Below are 18,746 nucleotides of genomic sequence, written 5' to 3' on the forward strand. Positions count from 1 at the left end.
GACGGAGTTGGGTGGCGACACTGACCGCGGTGATGCATTTCGGCGTCGAGATAGGCATGGTGCCGATCCCGGTCGGTAAGGAGCGGAACGGCTACGTGCTCAATAGCTGGGTGGTGCCGATGCTGACCGTCGGCGTGGCGCTGGTCGCAAACGGTATCGCGACCGCTGAGGACGTGGACCGAACCTTCATGATCGCCAATCGCGGCGCACCGCGCGGGCCGCTCGGCATGGTCGACGTAGTCGGGATGAAAACGATGTACGACATCTCCGCGCATTGGGGTACCTGACTCGCGGAACGCCAGAATCGAGCACCGAAAGACTGGCTGGGGTGGTGAGCCGACTTTCAGTCGCACGGCTGAACGGCTCAAATGTGCGCCAGAACGCGACGCCGGCAGGGAATGGCTCGTCGACGGAGTTGCGGTCGCGCGATCCTTTGCGTCATATTGCGTAACGTAGGTACGCGGAGAGGGACCGGCATCATGCAAGATCACGAGAGCAGTCTTCGGCGCCGTTTCCGCGATGTCATCACGAGCGAAGAGCAATTGCGAGCGGTTTTGGGGGCGCCCACAGACCGAGCGGTTGCCAAGGTCGTTCGATTAATTGACGAACATGCTCGCCGCTTCATTGCTCACGCGCCTTTTGTGTTCATAGCGTCCGCCGGCGCCGATGGCATGCTCGACGTCTCGCCAAAGGGCGATCCCGCCGGCTTCGTCAAGGTGCTGGACGAAAGAACTCTCGCCATTCCAGACCGCCCCGGCAATCGTCGACTCGATACTTTCCGTAACGTCCTGAGCAACCCGAATGTCGGCCTGATTTTCGTAATCCCCGGTGTGACCTACACCCTTCGCGTGGCCGGCAAGGCGCTCATCGTCCGTGATGCTGAGCTGCGTGAGGCCATGGCTGTGAACCGCAAGCTCCCTGAGCACATACTCGTCATCGAGATCTCGCACGTACTTTCTCATTGCCCGAAATGCATGGTCCGCTCGGGCTTTTGGCAGCCGGAAGCGTGGCCTGATACCAGCAACGTTCCCTCGTTTGCGGAGATGTTGGTCGCCCACGGCAAACTCGCGGAGACGGTTGAGGAGATGCAAACGATCATCGACACGGGTAATCGCGACCGGCTCTACTAACTTGATGAACCACCGGTTGCCGGCTTCATGCGGACGCGGCGTGCTACTCTGCCAACAGAGGGGATCATGCAGATTATCGATCATAACCTTCAGCCGACAGAAGAGTGGCGTCCCGGCGTGTTGACCAGAATGCGCGTTTCTGCGGTCACCGAGGCAGCCACGCTCTGCATATTCGAACAGTGGGTCGCACCAGGAAGTGGCACACGTACTCACACCCATCCCGTCGAGGAAGTCTTGACCGTTCTGGAAGGCCAAGCCGAGCTGTGGTTGGATGATGAACGAGAAACAGTATCGACGGGACAATCAGTCATCGTGCCGGCCGGCAGCTGGCATGGCTTTCGTAATACCGGAAGCGCGACATTGCACATGCAGGCCATACTGGCCGCGCCAACCTTCGAGGCTTCTTTCGAGGGGCAGCCGGAAGTGACGAGGCATTGGGCTACCGCAAAAGCGTAACACCCCGCTGTCTTGACGACCGGAATGGGTCGAACTTGTGTAAAAACGCCGCGCCTGGCTCCAATCTGATCCGTGGATCGTGTACTGTGACGAGACGTCGGGATCGGGGATCAGCGGATATGGGCGAGGAGGGCTTGGCCGAAATATCAGGCCGATATATTCGTTTCGCCGATACGGAGGCTCACGGTCGGTCGCCGCTATACGAGGAGTTGGCTCGTGCGGTCGCTGGGGACCGGGAAACACTCGGCTTCCTGTCGACCCTCCCGGACGTGAAGCGGCAACCGAACCTTCTGCTCGCCGCGGTGCGTCACCTGTTCGGCACGCCGACAGGATGGAACGAGTTTCGCCAGGCGCTTCAGGCTAATCCCGACGCTATCCGCTCACTAATGCTCGAGCGCTCGACGCAAACCAACGAGCCGGGAAGGTGCGCCACATTACTCCCCGTACTGGCGCGCTTGCCGCAGCCGCTGGCCCTCCTGGAGGTCGGGACTTCCGCAGGCCTCTGCCTCATGCCCGACCTCTACAGCTACGATTACGGGCGCAAGGCGATCCGCGCACCCGCGATGGCCGCGGAGCCGCCTGTCTTCCGATGTTCCGCCAGTGAGACAACGCCGATGCCTGCGGCCGCACCGCAGGTCGTCTGGCGGGCAGGACTGGACCTGAGCCCGATCGATGCTTCGGACCCCTCGCAAGTCGCATGGCTTGAGACGCTGGTCTGGCCAGAGCAGACGGCGCGGCTCGCCAATCTGCGGTCGGCCGTAAAGATCGCTGCCACGGTCAAGCCCCGAGTGCTGAAGGGCGACCTGCGCGGGAGCGACTTAGTGCGGCTCTGCAGCGAAGCTCCAAAGGATGCTACCCTCGTCGTCTTTCACACAGCCGTCCTCGACTATGTTTCCGACCCCGCAGACAGAGAGGCTTTCGCTGAGCAGGTGATGCGTCTCTCTCCGTATTGGGTATCGAACGAGTTCCCTCGCGTATTCCCGTGCATCGCCACATGCGCCGGAAAAAGCCGGCCGCCAGGCCGCTTCCTCCTATCTGTGAACGGCTCCCCTGTCGCTTGGACCGACCCGCATGGCGCCTCGCTCGAATGGATCGCGGACGAGGCGTAGGCGGCTGGCAATGACAACGTCTCCAAACCGCTCGCCAAAGGTCAGCGATAGGTCCGACTCGAGCCGTTGCGCGAAGGGCAGCTTTTAGGGAGCGCCATGAAGGTCGCCTTATGGCGCGTCCCGCTGGTTCAGGCACCTGAGCCGCAGAACGGCCGAAATGAGCGTCGAAGGACTGGTTGGGGTGGGAGGCGGCCGTTGCCGCGAGGGCGAAGGTTCGGCCGTGTTGCGCGCATACCCGCCGTTCGACCTACGCGGATCGAACTGGTCAAACCGACCAAAGCGGGACTTCGGAGCACCCCCGGCGGAAAGGCCAGTGTGGTTTCAGGGGTTGCCACTGCGTCATGTTTCTTGGGAAGCGCAAACAAGGTTCCGCTGGATTGCCCGGTGTGACGGCGATGCGCGCAGCCCGCATGACCGTGTTAAGGTCCATTCTTGATTGAGGGAGGATGGCAAGTCATGGAAACCGCACAACTACGATATAATTGGACTGATTCCGACGTCTACGAGGCTTTCATGGGACGCTGGAGCGAACATCTGGCAAGCCCATTTCTCGCCCGTGTCAATGTCGCTCCGGGCGGTCGCGTACTCGATGTAGCCTGTGGGACAGGTGTGTTGACGAAAGCACTGGCCGAGGCGGGCGCGCATGTGATCGGTGTTGATGCATCGGAGGGATACCTGGAAGGAGCCCGCCTTCGTCGATCCCACCCCAATATCGCATATGAACACGGCGATGTCCGGCACCTGCGGTTCGACGATGACGTATTCGATGCGGCCGTATCCTCGCTGGCCCTGGACGTTATCCCGGAAATTGAACAGGTAGTTGCCGAGATGAAGCGCGTGACCCGTCCGGGCGGCGTGGTCGCGTCCGCTGTAACTCAGTTCTTTGGTGGCATGCCCGCCTTCGACCTCGTCTATAATACCGGTGCTGTGCTTGATACCGACGTCGCCAGGATGAGATCCATGCGGGCGGGGCGCACGCACTTCTGGCCTAACGGTCAGGCGGCGTTGTGGCGGAAGATCGGCCTCGCCGAGGTGACGGAGGTTCCCGTTGTCGTAGATTGCGAGTATCAGTCCTTCGCGGACTATTGGGCTACGTTCACCGACGGCCCGGGCAGCGTCACAGGCATGTTGATGGCACTTTCGGATGACGCCCGCGGTTCGATTGAGCAGCATGTTCGTGCCGGGTATCTAGTTGGCTTGCCCGATGGACCCCGATCATTTCCCATGATGTTCCGTGTGGTGCGTGGCTTGGTCCCAGCCTGATCCTGGAGGCCATGCAATGGGGCCTGCGAGGGCCCGGTGGGCCAAACTGCGACATCTATCGAAACTAGGTGAATGTCCGCTTCTGCATTCCGGTCGCATAGGGCAGTCCGACTGCTCTCGTGAAGGGTTTCGGGCGCCGGCAGGCGTACGAGGTCCGACTTGGTTTTGGAGAATCTACGCCAAGTGCAACATGCCGGACTGCAGGGTAGGGGATCAGCCGCTTTGACACAAAAATGGGCGATGAACACTTCGGCCGGTGTTTTGTAGCCGAGGCATTTGCGTGGCTGCGCATTCAGGTGATGGGCGAGGTCGACGAGCTGTTGCTGGGTGGGCCCTGTCGGCTCGAAGCTGCATATTTGGCCAACTCAAAGAACAAACGGTAAACGTTACGTTTCATCAGTGACCAAGCGCTTCGCAAGGCGGCTCAATGTAGATCGTGAACATCCAGTCGCATTGACGATACTGTTCCAGCTTTGTCCATTCGTCAGCATTTGCTCAATTGCCTGGTTTCGGCTCTTATCTTCCGGGCGTCCTCGATAGAGGCCTCGCTCTTTCGCCTTGGCGATACCTTGTGCCTGCCGTTTACGTCGGTCGTCATAATCTTTGCGCGCAATTGCCGCCAGCATATCGAGCATCATACTGTTAATCGCATTAAACATACGGGCGGTGAATTCATCATCGTTCCCGGTCATCATCATATGCGATGTCGGTAAATCCAGCGCCACGATCCGGAGCGCAAATGGGACTTGAGAGCTTAATCATATTTCTGCTGATAGGCGCTGTTGCCGGTTGGTTGGCCGGGTTGATCGTCAAGGGCTTCGGCTTCGGATTGCTGGGGAACATTGTTGTCGGTGTCATCGGAGCTTTCATCGCCGGATGGCTACTGCCTCGCGTCGGTGTCAACATTGGCGCCGGTTACATCGGCGCCATTATTCACGCGATGATCGGCGCGATTGTTCTCTTGCTGGCGATTAGGCTGCTGAAACGAGCTTAATGCTCTTGAACCTGCCAGAGCAGACTTCAGTGCACATTGTTGCCTGGTTGCGGCAGCATCAAGGGAAGCGCTGACGCGGCGCTTCCCAACGACGGGCGTCCTCGATGCGATTGCGGCAAGCCTATGAGAAGCCGTCGGTGAACAAGGCGCGCCAGAAGTCCGAGGGCATTAGCCGTCAATGCAAGAAGCTCGAAAGCCGCTTCAGCGAGAAGGCCTTCGCCGCCCGCAAAAAGAGGTCGGGCCGGTAGATCGCCAACCTGTGGCGATCGTCATAGGTGTCGTCATGTCCGGGGTGAGTGGGATCGCGCTCGCTTTCATGGCGCCTTGGAGTGCCGGTGATGGTGCCCGCTCTTGCGCGCATCGATCCAGACATCAATGCTGATAGCGCCCCGGGAGTCGAGGAAACAGTAGGCCGTCCAGCCGACAACCGAGGTCCATCTGACGCAATAAAAACGTCGGCTTACGTTGCCAGTTTACGGCATCGGCAACTCTGCCGGCACAACCGGCAGGATTTGTGTTGGGATGGTTCAACGATACGCGAGACACGTCCTGCGGGTGCTCAAGCAGAAGGTGTGTTGAGGCCTCTGGAATGCGCGCCTCAAAAGAGTCCGAGAGTTCGCAGCAAGCTTTCGAATGTGACCTTTGGCTTTTTATCCGTTTGCCAATCCGGGCGCGTGTGGTCCCCGGACGTCCGCTTGTGTATGTTGCTCGGGCTGTACCCGAACTGCTGCGTGAAAGCGCGACTAAAGTTCGCTGCTGAATCGAAACCGATTGCTAAACCAACTTCGGCGATCTTTCGGGTGTCTGAAGGATCCGCCAACATTGCATGAGCTGCGGACAGGCGCCGTCGGCGAATATAGTTCGCAACGCCACCGGACGTTTCGAAAAGTTCATAGAGCCGCGTCCTCGAGATCGCCAGTTCCCGGCCGAGAGCATCCGGTGTCAGGTGGGGCGAGGCAAGATTGCTCAGAATGAAGCGTCTCGCCCGCGTCATCAATCCTATTTGCGAAATCTGATCGTTGCCGCCATCACGGTCCACCAAAGGTGTAATCGTGTCGAAAACCATTTCCCTCAAGCGGTCCTTAACGCCCTGAAGGTCGTCATGCGTGAAGCGATCGAGATTGGTTTCAACGCTCGACAGATGATCGATTAGCAATTTGGCTCTGTGTCCACCCAAAACGACGTTATTGCTTGCCGTTGTCAGGCCACCTCGATCAGCAAACAGGTCGACCGGAACGATCAAACTGACCGAATCCGTTGCTAATGCTCGCCCGCTAAACGGATGACCGAGTGAGCGAACTTCAATCATGCCCGGTTCATTTTGCGCAACACGTCCAGCATTGCCGGTCCACGTGCGACCGGCACGGAGAAAGGTGATCTGCCAATGGTCTATCGGACTGAAACGCACCGTGTCTGGCGAGCGTTCATAACTGAAAGCCGGAATGGTTTGTTGCAGCAACAGCATACCGCCCAGATTCCACACAGCTTGCCGGGCGACAAATCCATCGTCGGGATGAACATTGTCTGGCAGACGCGTATCCGACAATACCGCCATGTGCTCCTGCCAGGCCGGAAACTGCTGGTATGGTGGAAGGCTCTCCGTCTCAAAAACCAGCGGAACCAAGACGGTTTTTTTCACATCATGCTCCCCGGGGGGATCTTGCGACACGCGCGGCCAGCGACGTCGTTCTACGAAATCCGGCTCTGAATGGGGGTCATCGTCATTATCCGACATCATTGCCCCCAGCCAAGACCCGAAATGCCGAAACGTCGCGCCCTATAACCGTGGTAGTCAGCATCGCATAGCCGTCCTTGCCCGCCTGCGAAATCTGCGAAGGTATGAAATCCCAATGAGTCCCGACAACCTCCGCGCGTATCACGCAGATAGTCAAGGAATTCAGAAATATTACGATGTAAAGATTCAGGAAATCTAATTGAAGCATGCCCACCGCCGTTTTGCTTTGAACTGCTCTTTTGCTTTCAGGCCCCGATTGAGGCGTTAGGCACCGAAAATTTTCGCCATCATGTGCAACTGTGCATTCTGTCGCACCAAATCAAGGCGTGCTCTCTCATTACCCGCCCTATTCTGAACCACCCACCCATGAACGGGCATTCCGGTTCAGTGGTAAAGGCGTACAGTTGCATTGGTTTTGACTTCGGCGACGGGATTGCTTGAGTGCCGGCGCACGCCCCGAAAAGCTGCTTGCGGGGGGCTTCAGAGCTTTCTTACAAGAGCTTCGAGTGTTGTAGGGCGGTAAAATTTGAGGGCCGCCCTGGGTCTCGATCTGCGCCCAGGCGTGCGATCCTCCTGTTGTGCCCGACGCCTCCAAACGAATGGCTGCCGATATCTGTAAGAAATGGACGAATTGAATAGTTTCCGGACGACCGGATATCGCAACGCAGGAACCGGGTCGGTATTAGAAACTACCAAATTTGCTTCAGGACGAAAATCGAAAAAGCTCTGTTAGTAGTTTTCACATGTCATCGTTCTTTCTGAAGCATTGATGCATGTATTATTCTTGTTCTTGGGAGAGTTTTGTGGGAATCGTCTTCAATTCGTCAAACTTTCGTTCTGATCGCGCCTCAAAACCGCGGGTTCTTGTTGCGGGCGGCGCGGGGTTTCTAGGATCTCATCTTTGTGAACTTCTTTTGCGTGAAGGTCGGACCGTAGTCTGTGTGGACAATTTTTCCACGGGACGAATGGAAAATATGCGCCACCTCTTGCGCTTTGACACGTTCAGCTATGTACGTCACGACATCGTTGATCCGATCGATCTGCCAGTGGACGAGATCTACAATCTCGCCTGCCCGGCGTCGCCGCCGCACTATCAGGCCGACCCGATCCATACGATGAAGACCAACGTGATCGGTTCACTCAATCTTCTCGAGCTGGCCGCACATTATCAGGCGCGGATTTTCCAGGCCTCCACCTCGGAGGTCTATGGCGATCCTCACGTGCATCCTCAGCCCGAGAACTACTGGGGCAATGTCAATTCTTTCGGTCCGCGCTCCTGCTATGACGAAGGCAAGCGTTCCGCCGAAACACTTTTCTATGACTTCCATAAGCAATACGGCGTCGACATTCGTATCGTGCGCATTTTTAATACCTATGGTCCGCGCATGCGTCCAGACGACGGCCGGGTCGTCTCCAACTTCATCGTGCAGGCGCTCAAGGGCGAAGATATCACCGTTTACGGCGACGGATCGCAGACCCGCTCCTTCTGTTATGTGGATGACCTGATCGAAGGCTTTCACCGGCTCATGTACAGCCCTCGGGCCATTCACACACCGGTCAACATCGGCAATCCCGGTGAATTCACCGTGCGTGAACTGGCCGAGCAGATCGTTGCCATGACAGGCTCGCCATCGAAAATCGTCTATCACCCTCTGCCTGCAGATGATCCGCGCCAACGCCGGCCCGATATTGCTCTGGCAGAGCAGGAGCTTGGTTGGGCACCGAGCATTGCGCTGACGGACGGCCTGAAGTCGACGATAGCCTATTTCGAACGCCAGCTGGTGAGGCCCAATGGGGAACTCGCAGAGGTGGCATGATGAGTGGGCAGAACGTACTCGTTGTCGGCGGCGCGGGCTTTATTGGAAGTCATACCGCCAAGCTCTTGTCCAAGCAGGGTTACGAGCCTGTCGTCTATGACAATCTCTCGACGGGGCATCTCGCATCCGTGCGTTGGGGAACTTTCGTCGAAGGCGACATTCTCGACACGCAGCGGCTCATCGAGGTGGTCGAGGATCACGATCCGATCGCGGTGATCCATTTCGCCGCCTCGGCCTATGTCGGAGAATCTGTGGAGCACCCGGCTAAGTATTACCGCAACAATGTTGGCGGGACGCAGTCGCTGCTGGAAGCTTGCCGTCTCGCCGGCGCGCGCAATGTCATCTTTTCGTCGAGCTGCGCAACCTATGGCGTTCCGGATCAACTGCCGATCCGCGAAGGCGAGGCGCAGCGCCCGATAAACCCATACGGTCGCACCAAGCTGATCGCGGAGCAGATGCTTGCCGATTATTCGGTTGCTTATGATCTGCGCTATGTGGCGCTGCGTTATTTCAATGCATCCGGAGCGGATATCGACGGAGAAATCGGCGAAACCCATGATCCCGAAACGCATCTCATTCCGCGGGCCCTGATGGCTGCCGCGGGCAGCATCGACTTTCTGGAAATTTATGGCAACGATTACGATACGCCGGACGGCACCTGCATCCGTGATTACATCCATGTCGCAGATCTGGCACGCGCGCATGTGCTGGCAGTCGAACATCTCGTCAATGGCGGCAACAATCTGGCCGTCAATCTAGGCACAGGACACGGCACGTCTATCAAGGAGATTCTGGATGCGATCAGGCGCCTGACAGGCCATAACGTGCCAGTCGAAATGCGCGCTCGCCGGGCCGGCGATCCCCCGGTGCTTTATGCCGATCCGGCGCTTGCAGCGGAAAAACTTGGCTTTCAGGCGCTTTATTCCGATCTCGATACGATCATTCGCACGGCTGCTCCCTTCTTTGGGCTGGAGGTGCGGACATGAAAACACGCCGGGCAATATGGGAGGCTACCCCAGATGAACCTTTGATGGTTCCGGTTTTTACCGGCTGGCGGCGCGTAGAATATCTGCTCGGTGCAGCGTTGTGGGCCGCGGCGCTCTTCTACTTTTGGCGCTGGTGGCTTGAACCGGCCAACCATGTGAGCCTTGCGGGCTCCGTTCTGGTTACGGCCATCCTGGCCTGGGTGACGTTGCTGCCTGCATATTTCATCGTCCTGTTTTTCCGTGCGCGTCGTCCAAGCGGCCCGTTGAGTCTTCCGGCAGGAAGCCGCATCGCCATGGTGGTAACAAAGGCGCCATCAGAACCTTTCGAGGTGGTGGCCGAGACGTTGCGCGCCATGCTGGCCCAGGATGTGCCGCACGACACATGGCTTGCCGATGAAGACCCTTCTCCGGCAACGCTCGCCTGGTGCGAGAAACATAGTGTCTTCGTTTCCACGCGCAAGGGACGCGCGGACTATCACCGCAAGACGTGGCCGCGTCGCACGCGCTGCAAAGAAGGTAATCTCGCCTTTTTCTACGACCATTACGGCTACGACGCTTACGATTTTGTGGTGCAGCTCGATGCGGACCATGTGCCGGATTTGAACTATCTGTTTCAGATGCTGCGTCCCTTCGCTGATCCGGCTGTGGGTTATGTCTCCGCACCCAGCATTTGCGATCGCAATGCCCATGAAAGCTGGTCCGCTCGCGGGCGTCTCTATGCAGAAGCCAGTATGCACGGATCGTTGCAGGCCGGTTACAACAACGGTCTAGCCCCGCTTTGCATCGGGTCGCATTATGCGGTTCGCACCGCGGCATTGAAAGAAATTGGCGGCCTGGGACCGGAACTGGCGGAAGATCATTCCACCACTTTGATGATGAATGCCCATGGCTGGCGCGGCGTGCACGCACTCGACGCCATCGCACATGGCGACGGACCGCGCACCTTTGCCGATCTCATCACGCAGGAGTTTCAATGGTCGCGCAGTCTGATGATGATCCTGCTGCAGTATTCGCCCAGGCTTGTTGGTAATTTGCCGCCGCGACTGAAATTCCAGTTTCTGTTCTCGCAATTCTGGTATCCTCTGTTTTCTCTTTTCATGGCGCTGATGTTCGTCTTGCCGATCATTGCGCTGGTGGTAGGGGATAGCTTCGTTGCCGTCACCTATCCCGATTTCCTGAGCCATTTTCTGCCCCAGGCGATCATGTTGATCGTGCTGGCCTATCGCTGGCGCGCTTCCGGCACATTCCGCTCGTATGATGCGAAAATACTGAGCGTCGAAATGACCCTGTTTGTGTTCGCGCGCTGGCCATGGGCGATGGCTGGAACGTTGGCTGCGCTGCGCGATTGGTCAACGGGTTCATTCGTGGATTTCCGCGTCACGCCGAAGGGGGCGTCCGAAGTGGATCCCCTGCCGTTCCGTGTGCTCGCACCCTACGGTTTCTTGGCGGTTTTCTCGATCCTGCCGGTGCTGCTCATCCCGCATGCGAGCGACAACAGCCGCGGCTTCTATGTCTTCGCCATCGTCAACGCCGTGATCTATGCGCTGCTCCTGTTCGTTATCGTTCTCCAGCATGCACGCGAGAACACGGTTCGCTACCGCACGTGGCTCTATCGCCCAGCGCTTGCCGCCAGCTTGCTTGCTCTTGTGGCTCTGCCGAGCTTTGCAACCGCCGAACGGGGCCGTGACGGCATCGAGGCGCTCGCATGGGGAACCCAAAGCTTTTCCCTGTTCGAGGACCGCTTTTCAGTTGCCGGCGCAGGTGTCGGTGGTCGCGATGTTCACAAAACCATCTTCAATCCGCGCTGGCGCACCAACGCTCCCAACAATTCAAATCAGCAATAAAAGGCAATCAAACACATGAAGATCGCAGTCATAGGAACCGGCTACGTCGGATTGGTCAGCGGGACTTGTTTCGCCTCATGGGGCCATGAGGTTGTATGCGTCGACAAGAACGCTCAGAAAATAGACGGCCTTGAGCGCGGCGTCGTGCCGATTTACGAGCCCGGTCTGGATGAACTGGTGGAACGCAATTCAGCGGCGGGCCGCTTGGGCTTTACATGCAATCTGGCCGAGGGACTGAAGGGAGCATCGGTCGTATTCATAGCGGTCGGCACTCCGCCGCGTGCCGGTCAGGGGGATGCTGATCTGTCGTTCGTTTACATGGCCGCACGGGAACTGGCGCCGCTGATTGACGACGACGCCGTTGTGGTCGTGAAGTCCACCGTTCCGGTGGGCACAGGCGACATCGTGCAGAAGATCATTGGATCCGTGCGCAAAACCGGCACTTTCTCGGTTGCGTCCAATCCTGAATTCCTGCGGGAAGGCGTCGCTATCCGCGATTTTCTGGAGCCCGATCGCGTCGTGATCGGCGTCGAGGATGAGCGCGCGCGCAAGGTTCTTATGGAACTCTACGGTGCGCCTCTCGAAGCGCGCAGGACACCCATCGTGGTCACCCAGCGCCGGACTTCCGAACTGACCAAATATGCCGCCAACGCGTTTCTGGCGACCAAGATCACCTTCATCAATGAACTGGCCGATCTTTGCGAGCAGGTCGGCAGCAATGTCAGTGAACTGGCGCTGGGCATGGGTCTCGACAAGCGCATCGGGACAAGTTTCCTCAATGCCGGTCCAGGTTACGGCGGCTCGTGCTTCCCGAAAGATACGATGGCGCTTTTGCGCACAGCCCAGGACTATGGCGTGGCGGTGCGCATCGTAGAAGAAACCGTGACCGCCAATGAAGCGCGCAAGCGCCGCATGGCTTTGAAAGTCGTGGACGCTCTGGACGGTGATGTGGAAGGCCGGACGATCGCCGTTCTGGGTCTCACTTTCAAACCCGATACGGACGACATGCGCGATGCGCCCTCCGTTCCACTCATCGAAACCCTGCAGCGTTTCGGCGCCACTATCCGCGCCCATGACCCCGTGGGTATGGAGAATGCCAGCCGCATCCTCTCGGATGTTGAGTTTTTTGACGATGCCTATGAATGCGCGCGCAACGCCGATGCTGTTGTCGTCATCACGGAATGGGAGAGCATTCGCAAACTCGACCTTGCGCGCCTGAAGAAGACCATGCGCCAGGCGGTATTGATCGACCTCAGAAATGCCTTTGAACACGGCGTTGCGGAAGAAATCGGCTTTCGTGTATCGGCCATCGGCCGATCAACGACGGCTCGGTATGATGGGAGTACCACCGGCGCGCTGCCTCATACGTCGGAACAAGTCCATCCAGGACGAAAAGGGGAGGGCGCTCATTTCGAGATAGCGGGAGGTTCCAATGACAATCTCTAAATCTGGAAGGGCTCGATTCCTGCGGGGTTTCCGGATGACAACGACAGTCGCTTGGGCGGCATCTTGTATTGCCGCACCGGCTATTGCCGCGTCGTCGAAGGCGCCTGGACAGCCGACAGGAACTCGCGCCATGACGCCTTTCGAAATCTACGCACTCTATAAGAACAAGAGCTGGCAGTGGGACAACGGAGCCGGATATATGACGGATGCCGGCCGGCAATTCAGTGCATGGGCCGACGGTGATAAGGGCAAATCCTGGGCAGAAGGTCGCTGGGTCATCACCGAGACAGGAGGGTTGTGTCTCAATGCGACATGGCATTCCGGACAGGGCGCATTTCCGGCCAAGACCTGTTTTTCGCATCGTATCGGCAATGGAGCGATCTATCAAAAGCGCGAGCCCGATGGTGAGTGGTATGTATTCCGCCACGCCGAAGCCCGCGAAGACGACGAGGCCCACAAGCTGGTTTCCACCGATCTGGTTTCCCAACAACGCGACAGCATTAAAACCGCGCTTGGCGCGGCCCAGTTGCCTAAACAATAAGAAAAGGAGGGGGCGATGAAAAGTCTCTTTAAACTAACCGCAGCTTTGCTTTGCGGCGCATTCGTTTCCGGTGGTGTATATGCTGCCAGCGGTGTGTCAGGAGCGAGTGTCGACAGCCGCAACAAGTTTCAGGACAAGCGGCCCATCATCACGGCTGAGGCCGTGACGCCCGGTGCCTATGATCCGCACGGGGATTATACCAACGATTCCAATTCCAAGATAGAACACCTGTTCCTGCCTTGGGAGAACGTGGATCTGACAACCCTCAGTGCCGCGGACTCATATGCGCGCGAGCGTGGACGGTCCCTCTTGATCACCGTCGAACCGTGGTCATGGGCGCGTGACTGGCGCATCAGCCCGGATGATCTGCTCAGCGGGATTCTAGCGGGACGGTACGATTCCAACATGGCGGCGGTCTGCTCTGCGGCAGCAAAGCTGAAAAGCCCTGTCACCATCCGCTGGGCGCAGGAAATGGAAGATAATGACGGGCAGTTCACCTGGGCCTTCTGGAAGCCGGAAGGTTATGTGAAGGCCTATAGACATGTAAACGACGTATGCCGCAAGCAACTTCCGTCGGCCCAATATATGTGGTCGCCGAAAGGAGAGGAGGGCCTGGAAGCCTACTATCCGGGGGATGAATATGTCGACATTATCGGTCTGTCCGTCTTTGGCTATCAGCCCTATGACAAACTGGAGGTCGGTCACGACACGACGTTTGTTGAGCGGACAAAACCCGGATACGATCGTGTGGCACGCTTTGGCAAACCAATCGCTATTGCGGAGCTTGGCTATGAAGGCAACGACGATTACGTTCGCGACTGGGCTGCAGAAGCAAACAAGCCACATACCGAGTTCCCTGCCATGACCGCGGTTGTCTACTTCAACGATCGTGAAGTTTATCCGTGGCCGAGGGACGTTGGCCGACCTGATTGGCGCGTCGCCAACCATCCGCTGCTGGACTGATCCTCGGCTTTTAACTGAGCGGTTCGACTTTTGCACCAGTTCGCGAACCGCTCCATCCCTTTGTTCTATGCGATTCCAAACGCAAGTACCCTAACGCATTGTCGATGGAACTGCTTTATTAGTCAGGAGTAAAAAATGTATCCGATCCATTCAATTATCGTAAGTACGGCGCTGTCCGCACTCTTGCTGGCTGGCAATGCCAGCGCCGCATCCAAGGCACAAGTGGACGACGCGACAGCGAAGCTTGCCGCCGCCGCGTCGCCGATGAAGGCCGTGGCACTGGAAAAGCTCTATGTCGACCGCACGTGGAAATGGAAAGATGGGGGCGGGTTCTTTTCGGCCGACCGGAAACAGTTTACCGCGTGGTCACGCAAGGGGGCGGCTTGGTCCTACGCCGAGGGCCGTTGGTATGCGATCAATGGCGGAAAGCTCTGCTTGCGGGCTCGCTGGTCCAGCAAGATGGACTGGTCCAGCAAGATGGAAAGAGACGGCGCAGTCACATGTTTCCTGCATCGCGAAAAGGACGGCGTCATTTATCAAAAGCCAAGCTTGGGTGGCAAATGGTACGTCTTCCGGCATAATCCCGTTCGGGAGGGTGATGAAGCGCTCAAGCTGGTTAAAGGCGATCGGGTGAGCAAGGAAGTGTCTCGTCTCAAAGACATTCGTCGATAAACACGGCGAAGAGCTGCCGAGCGGATCGGGCGCGGCAGCTCCTTCACTACGAAATTGCTCTCTAAACGTTTGGCCGCTTAAAAATGTTTGGAGTATAGCAACGCGCTTTTTGCCCAAAGCCGCTAGGCGTGCAGACATAAGGATTGCTGTTCATATATTGCGAGGCCGACACCTTCACGACCTTGCCAGCAGACTTCTTGGTATAACGAATTTCGTTATTGACCCGATATTTGACGAGGTAGACGGATCGTATCCCTTCTTTTGGTTTGCGGCTTTCTCCGGCTTGTGCGCTTGTGCTGAGAACCGCGGAAACTGCGAGTCCGATTGCCGCCGTCGTTATCCATTTCAGACTGTTCCGATGCGCGAGGGAAAACTTCATGTAGTAGCCTCCAATATTGTTGTTCTGGAGAGCGTTCTAGTGATCAGGATTTAAGGTTCCGGCTGAACTATCCTGAATATTTTACGCAAATTGTTGCTTCTCGGCCGCCCCTCGCCCCTCATCGAACGCACATCAAATTGGCCAGCAGCCACAACCAGGGCCGCCACCACGGTATCATCATCCAGCAAATCCCGTTTGACGCTCGCAAAATACGAGTGAAAAACCTGCGATGCGAGGCCTTGAGTATGCAAGATATCCAGACAGGAATTGAGAAGCTTAATAGCCATTCTATTGTTTCCAAAAAACTAAGCGACCTTTTGTTCGTACTCAATCCGGCTGATCAGATCGAGCTCAAACTTTCCATACGGATTGACGTGTGAATAGATCAGTGGCGTCAGACCGCGATAATCGTCCGGCGTCAGCTGCTCAGACCATTTCGGCTCGATCAGAACAGATTGCAGCATCCGCGTGTTCACATAGACGAGTGATGCCTGCAGCAGATGCAGCGCGTCGGGCGGGATCGTTCATGAAATCCCTGTTACGTCCCAGCTTGCGGCCCGTGGCGTGTAACCGTTCTTCTCGCTGTTGGTCTTCACCTTCGGCGGCAATCGCTGATCCTGCTGTTCCTTGATGTAGGCCAGCACGTCGGAAAGCCGCTTGTTCTCGGTGATCGCCGCATGCGTCACCCGCTGGTCCTTGTCGAACACCCGATACGGCAGCGAATGGCCTTTCCAGCGCACGTCCAACCGGCCATCGGCAAAGGCATAGGTCTCGACATAACGGCCGACCAGCCGACGCGTGATATCGGTCTCTTCGAGCATGATCCGCTGACGCTCGAACGAGAACGTCAATTGCGCCCCGACATACCGCTGCTCACGCTTGCACAGAATGTCCTTGAGACGGTCCAACGCCAGGTTCACCGGTCGATGCCGATCGTCAGATCGGGCAGGGGCAACTGCAAACCGCGCGTTGTAGCCTTCCATGAACCTGGGCATAAACGCATTGCCCGCCTGCATCTCGCAGATTCCTGCCAATCGCATATCCTTGATCAATCGGTCCTGCAATGTCTGGTTCATGCGCTCGACGCGGCCCTTCGCCTGGCTTGAATTTGCGCAAAGAATCTCGATGTTTAGCTCGCAAAGCGCCCGGCCGAACTGGGTCATGCCCTGACCGCCCTTGGCGTCCGTCTTGGCCACCCGGAACACCGAATGCTTGTCGGAATAAAAGGCCACCGGCGCCCCGTGATCCTGCAGATAGAGTTCCAGCGCCGCGAAATAGCTGAAGGCACTTTCCGAGCGCACAAAGCGCAACTGCATCAGCTTGCCCGTCGCATCGTCGATGAACACCAAAAGCGTACACGGTGGCCCACGATCTTCGAACCAGCGATGCTCGGAGCCGTCGATCTGCACCAGCTCGCCATAGGCCTCGCGTCGCAAGCGTGGCTGATGGAAGCTGCGACGCTGCTGGCGCGATCGCCAGATACCGGCTGCCGTCATCCATTGCCGCAGCGTCTCGCGCGACACCGTCAGCCCATCGCGCTCGGCAAGCTTCTCGGCCGCCAGCGTCGGCCCGAAATCCCAATAGCGCTCGCGAATGAGAGCCAAAGCATAATCGCGAAGCCCATCGTTGATCCGGTTGTTCGACGGCCGGCCGATCGCCTTGTGCCGGATCGACGCCGCGCCACCCGTTCTGATCCGCTCCAACAACCGGCGCACCTGACGCGGGCTCAGCGCCAAAACATGCGCCGCCGACACCAGCGTCATCCGCCCATCGATGACCTTCGACAAAACCTCGATCCGCTGCAGATCACGCTCGCTCATCGCAATCAGTCCCATCGGCAATCTCCCACGTCCTCAAAACGCGGGGAGAGTGACATTCCAACTTTGCAGAATCAGGACACTTTAACTTTGCGGCGCATGGCTCAAGCGCAACAATATACTTTAGCTTTCTCAATCCGGATCGCTTACATCACTCGGTGTTAAGCTGGCTCGCCAAGACCTGCTGCCGTCGGGCGATAACGACTGGATCCTTCGTAAAATCCGTCTTCCGTCCTGGCTTGGTGCCGCGCTGCTGATAGCCATTGCTCTGGCTGCCATCGCGAATGCCGAACATATGGTCCGTCTGGCCGGTGCGGCGCGGTCCGGCCTTGCTGCGTTGCTGTTGGCGCCCGGCCTGCAGCTCGGCCACGATCGAAAGCATGTCGTCTAGGCGTTTGTTCTCGATCACGTCCGCCCGGTGCACCGACCGTAACGTGTCGAACGTTCTGTAGGGCAGGGAGGCTTCCCCGTCTGTGATCTCCAGGCGCCCGTCCGGATAGTCGCAAACGACCACCTTCTTGCCCGCCAGCGCCGTTGCGCGCTCTGTCGGATCGAGAATGAACATCACCTTGTCATAGCGCAGCGTCAAGGAATGCGACAGCTTACGAACCTCCTTGCGGCACATGGCACTATCGAGGTTCTCGTGATCCGCCAGCGGCCGATGCATGTCCTTCGGATTGCGTGGTGGCTTGCCAAACCGAACGTTGAAATCCGCCATGAACTCTGGCGCATAGGCGTTGGCCGCTTCGATCGTGTCGATACCGCGCAGCCGCAATTCCTTCACCAGCCGATCCTGCAGTGTCTGATTGGCCCGCTCCACACGGCCCTTGGCCTGCGGAGTGTTGGCGCAGATGATGTCGATGTTCAGCTCATAAAGCGCCCGGCCGAACTGCGTCAGACCGCTCGTGCGGTCTTTCGCCGACGGATGCGTGCTGCGGAAAACACCGTGCTTGTCACTGTAAAACGCAATCGGCTTGCCCCATTGCTGCAAATAGGCCTTCGTCGCGTGCAGATAGTCAAAGGTGTTCTCAGAGGCGGCAAAGCGCAAATGCAAGAGCTTGCCCGTCGCATCGTCGATGTAGACGAGCAGGGCGCATTTGCGGCCGCGGTTCTCGAACCACCAGTGATGCGACCCATCGATCTGCACGAGTTCACCGAAACAATCACGCCGGCCGCGCGGCTGAAAGACCCGCTTCTTGCGCTCGCGGCGTGACACCCAGATGCCGGCTTCCATCATCCATTGGGGCAGCGTCTCCTTGCTGACCGAAATCTGATGACGCTCAACCAGCTTCTCGGCCGCCAAGGTCGGGCCGAAATCGACATAATGCTCACGCACCAGGTCCAGAGCAAGATTGCGGAAATCCTCACTGTACCGCCGGTTGCTTGGTCGGCCGCGCTTCTTCGAAACGAGACCGTCGATCCCGTTCAGGTCATAGGCCTGCAACAGCCTATGGACTTGGCTGCGACTGAGCCCAAGCAGCTCAGCCGCCCGTGTGACCCTCAGACTGCCTTGGCGAACCTGCCGAATATGTTCTAGACGATGCAATTCCTTCTGCGACATGACAATCATACAAGACATGACGACTCCCAACAC

General features: G+C 57.8%; 18 protein-coding genes and 3 pseudogenes. 13 read left to right on the forward strand and 8 right to left on the reverse strand.

The window, feature by feature from the left end; translation table 11 throughout:
* The first annotated feature begins 11 nt into the window (after positions 1-11).
* The 5 genes from ACZ9BX_RS30130 (at position 12) to ACZ9BX_RS30150 (ending at position 3,958) form a co-directional block, all read left to right on the forward strand.
* Complete coding sequence (locus tag ACZ9BX_RS30130) at positions 12-287, forward strand: 3-hydroxyacyl-CoA dehydrogenase family protein (RefSeq protein WP_476221911.1); 276 nt, start codon at positions 12-14, stop codon at positions 285-287.
* Between the two features lie 192 nt (positions 288-479).
* Positions 480-1,130, forward strand: a complete 651-nt coding sequence (locus ACZ9BX_RS30135) for an MSMEG_1061 family FMN-dependent PPOX-type flavoprotein (protein WP_476221913.1) — start codon at positions 480-482, stop codon at positions 1,128-1,130.
* A 66-nt stretch (positions 1,131-1,196) separates the two neighbouring features.
* Complete coding sequence (locus tag ACZ9BX_RS30140; RefSeq protein WP_292408307.1) at positions 1,197-1,586, forward strand: cupin domain-containing protein; 390 nt, start codon at positions 1,197-1,199, stop codon at positions 1,584-1,586.
* A 134-nt stretch (positions 1,587-1,720) separates the two neighbouring features.
* Positions 1,721-2,695, forward strand: a complete 975-nt coding sequence (locus ACZ9BX_RS30145) for a DUF2332 domain-containing protein (RefSeq protein ID WP_476221915.1) — start codon at positions 1,721-1,723, stop codon at positions 2,693-2,695.
* Positions 2,696-3,151: 456 nt separating this feature from the next.
* Positions 3,152-3,958 carry a class I SAM-dependent methyltransferase gene (locus ACZ9BX_RS30150; RefSeq protein WP_476221917.1) on the forward strand — a complete coding sequence of 269 codons (807 nt, stop codon included), beginning with the start codon at positions 3,152-3,154 and terminating at the stop codon, positions 3,956-3,958.
* Positions 3,959-4,344: 386 nt separating this feature from the next.
* Here the strand turns inward: ACZ9BX_RS30150 and ACZ9BX_RS30155 are convergent.
* Positions 4,345-4,692: pseudogene (locus ACZ9BX_RS30155) on the reverse strand (recombinase family protein); the annotation flags it as partial.
* A 5-nt stretch (positions 4,693-4,697) separates the two neighbouring features.
* On the opposite strand from ACZ9BX_RS30155, the gene ACZ9BX_RS30160 reads away from it, so the two are divergent.
* Complete coding sequence (locus tag ACZ9BX_RS30160) at positions 4,698-4,952, forward strand: GlsB/YeaQ/YmgE family stress response membrane protein (protein WP_476221918.1); 255 nt, start codon at positions 4,698-4,700, stop codon at positions 4,950-4,952.
* Between the two features lie 175 nt (positions 4,953-5,127).
* Here ACZ9BX_RS30160 and ACZ9BX_RS30165 read toward each other — a convergent pair whose 3' ends face one another.
* Both ACZ9BX_RS30165 and ACZ9BX_RS30170 read right to left on the reverse strand, forming a co-directional pair.
* Complete coding sequence (locus ACZ9BX_RS30165) at positions 5,128-5,313, reverse strand: hypothetical protein (RefSeq protein WP_476221920.1); 186 nt, start codon at positions 5,311-5,313, stop codon at positions 5,128-5,130.
* Positions 5,314-5,550: 237 nt separating this feature from the next.
* Entirely contained in the window at positions 5,551-6,690 is a 1,140-nt protein-coding gene (locus tag ACZ9BX_RS30170; protein ID WP_476221922.1) for a helix-turn-helix domain-containing protein, read from the reverse strand.
* Between the two features lie 800 nt (positions 6,691-7,490).
* Here ACZ9BX_RS30170 and ACZ9BX_RS30175 point away from each other — a divergent pair.
* The 7 genes from ACZ9BX_RS30175 to ACZ9BX_RS30205 all read left to right on the forward strand — a co-directional run bounded on the left by ACZ9BX_RS30175 (position 7,491) and on the right by ACZ9BX_RS30205 (position 14,956).
* A complete protein-coding gene (locus tag ACZ9BX_RS30175) occupies positions 7,491-8,504 on the forward strand; it encodes a UDP-glucuronic acid decarboxylase family protein (RefSeq protein WP_476221924.1) in 1,014 nt (337 codons plus the stop codon).
* A complete protein-coding gene (gene galE, locus ACZ9BX_RS30180) occupies positions 8,504-9,490 on the forward strand; it encodes a UDP-glucose 4-epimerase GalE (RefSeq protein ID WP_476223088.1) in 987 nt (328 codons plus the stop codon). Before ACZ9BX_RS30175 ends, galE begins: the two co-directional genes overlap by 1 nt.
* Positions 9,487-11,334 (forward strand): glycosyltransferase family 2 protein, encoded by a 1,848-nt coding sequence (locus ACZ9BX_RS30185; RefSeq protein WP_476221926.1) that lies wholly within the window; start codon positions 9,487-9,489, stop codon positions 11,332-11,334. Before galE ends, ACZ9BX_RS30185 begins: the two co-directional genes overlap by 4 nt.
* Before the next feature lie 15 nt (positions 11,335-11,349).
* Positions 11,350-12,780, forward strand: a complete 1,431-nt coding sequence (locus tag ACZ9BX_RS30190) for a UDP-glucose dehydrogenase family protein (protein ID WP_476221927.1) — start codon at positions 11,350-11,352, stop codon at positions 12,778-12,780.
* Between the two features lie 34 nt (positions 12,781-12,814).
* A complete protein-coding gene (locus ACZ9BX_RS30195; protein ID WP_476221929.1) occupies positions 12,815-13,321 on the forward strand; it encodes a DUF995 domain-containing protein in 507 nt (168 codons plus the stop codon).
* A gap of 15 nt (positions 13,322-13,336) precedes the next feature.
* On the forward strand, positions 13,337-14,284 hold the full coding sequence (locus ACZ9BX_RS30200) for a glycoside hydrolase family 26 protein (protein ID WP_476221931.1): 948 nt from the start codon (positions 13,337-13,339) through the stop codon (positions 14,282-14,284).
* A 135-nt stretch (positions 14,285-14,419) separates the two neighbouring features.
* Complete coding sequence (locus ACZ9BX_RS30205; RefSeq protein ID WP_476221932.1) at positions 14,420-14,956, forward strand: DUF995 domain-containing protein; 537 nt, start codon at positions 14,420-14,422, stop codon at positions 14,954-14,956.
* A 61-nt stretch (positions 14,957-15,017) separates the two neighbouring features.
* Here the strand turns inward: ACZ9BX_RS30205 and ACZ9BX_RS30210 are convergent, their stop codons facing one another.
* The 5 genes and pseudogenes from ACZ9BX_RS30210 to ACZ9BX_RS30230 form a co-directional block, all read right to left on the reverse strand.
* A complete protein-coding gene (locus ACZ9BX_RS30210) occupies positions 15,018-15,335 on the reverse strand; it encodes a hypothetical protein (RefSeq protein WP_476221934.1) in 318 nt (105 codons plus the stop codon).
* A gap of 50 nt (positions 15,336-15,385) precedes the next feature.
* On the reverse strand, positions 15,386-15,622 hold the full coding sequence (locus ACZ9BX_RS30215; protein ID WP_476221936.1) for a hypothetical protein: 237 nt from the start codon (positions 15,620-15,622) through the stop codon (positions 15,386-15,388).
* Positions 15,623-15,640: 18 nt separating this feature from the next.
* Positions 15,641-15,844, reverse strand: a pseudogene (locus tag ACZ9BX_RS30220) (Tn3 family transposase); the annotation flags it as partial.
* Positions 15,762-17,170 (reverse strand): annotated as a pseudogene (locus ACZ9BX_RS30225) (ISNCY family transposase). The pseudogenes ACZ9BX_RS30225 and ACZ9BX_RS30220, both read right to left, overlap by 83 nt.
* A gap of 133 nt (positions 17,171-17,303) precedes the next feature.
* The gene (locus ACZ9BX_RS30230; protein ID WP_476221937.1) at positions 17,304-18,731 is read right to left on the reverse strand and encodes an ISNCY family transposase; all 1,428 of its coding nucleotides are present in this window, start codon (positions 18,729-18,731) and stop codon (positions 17,304-17,306) included.
* Positions 18,732-18,746: the final 15 nt, after the last annotated feature.

It is taken from the genome of Rhizobium sp. USDA 3886 (assembly GCF_056279785.1).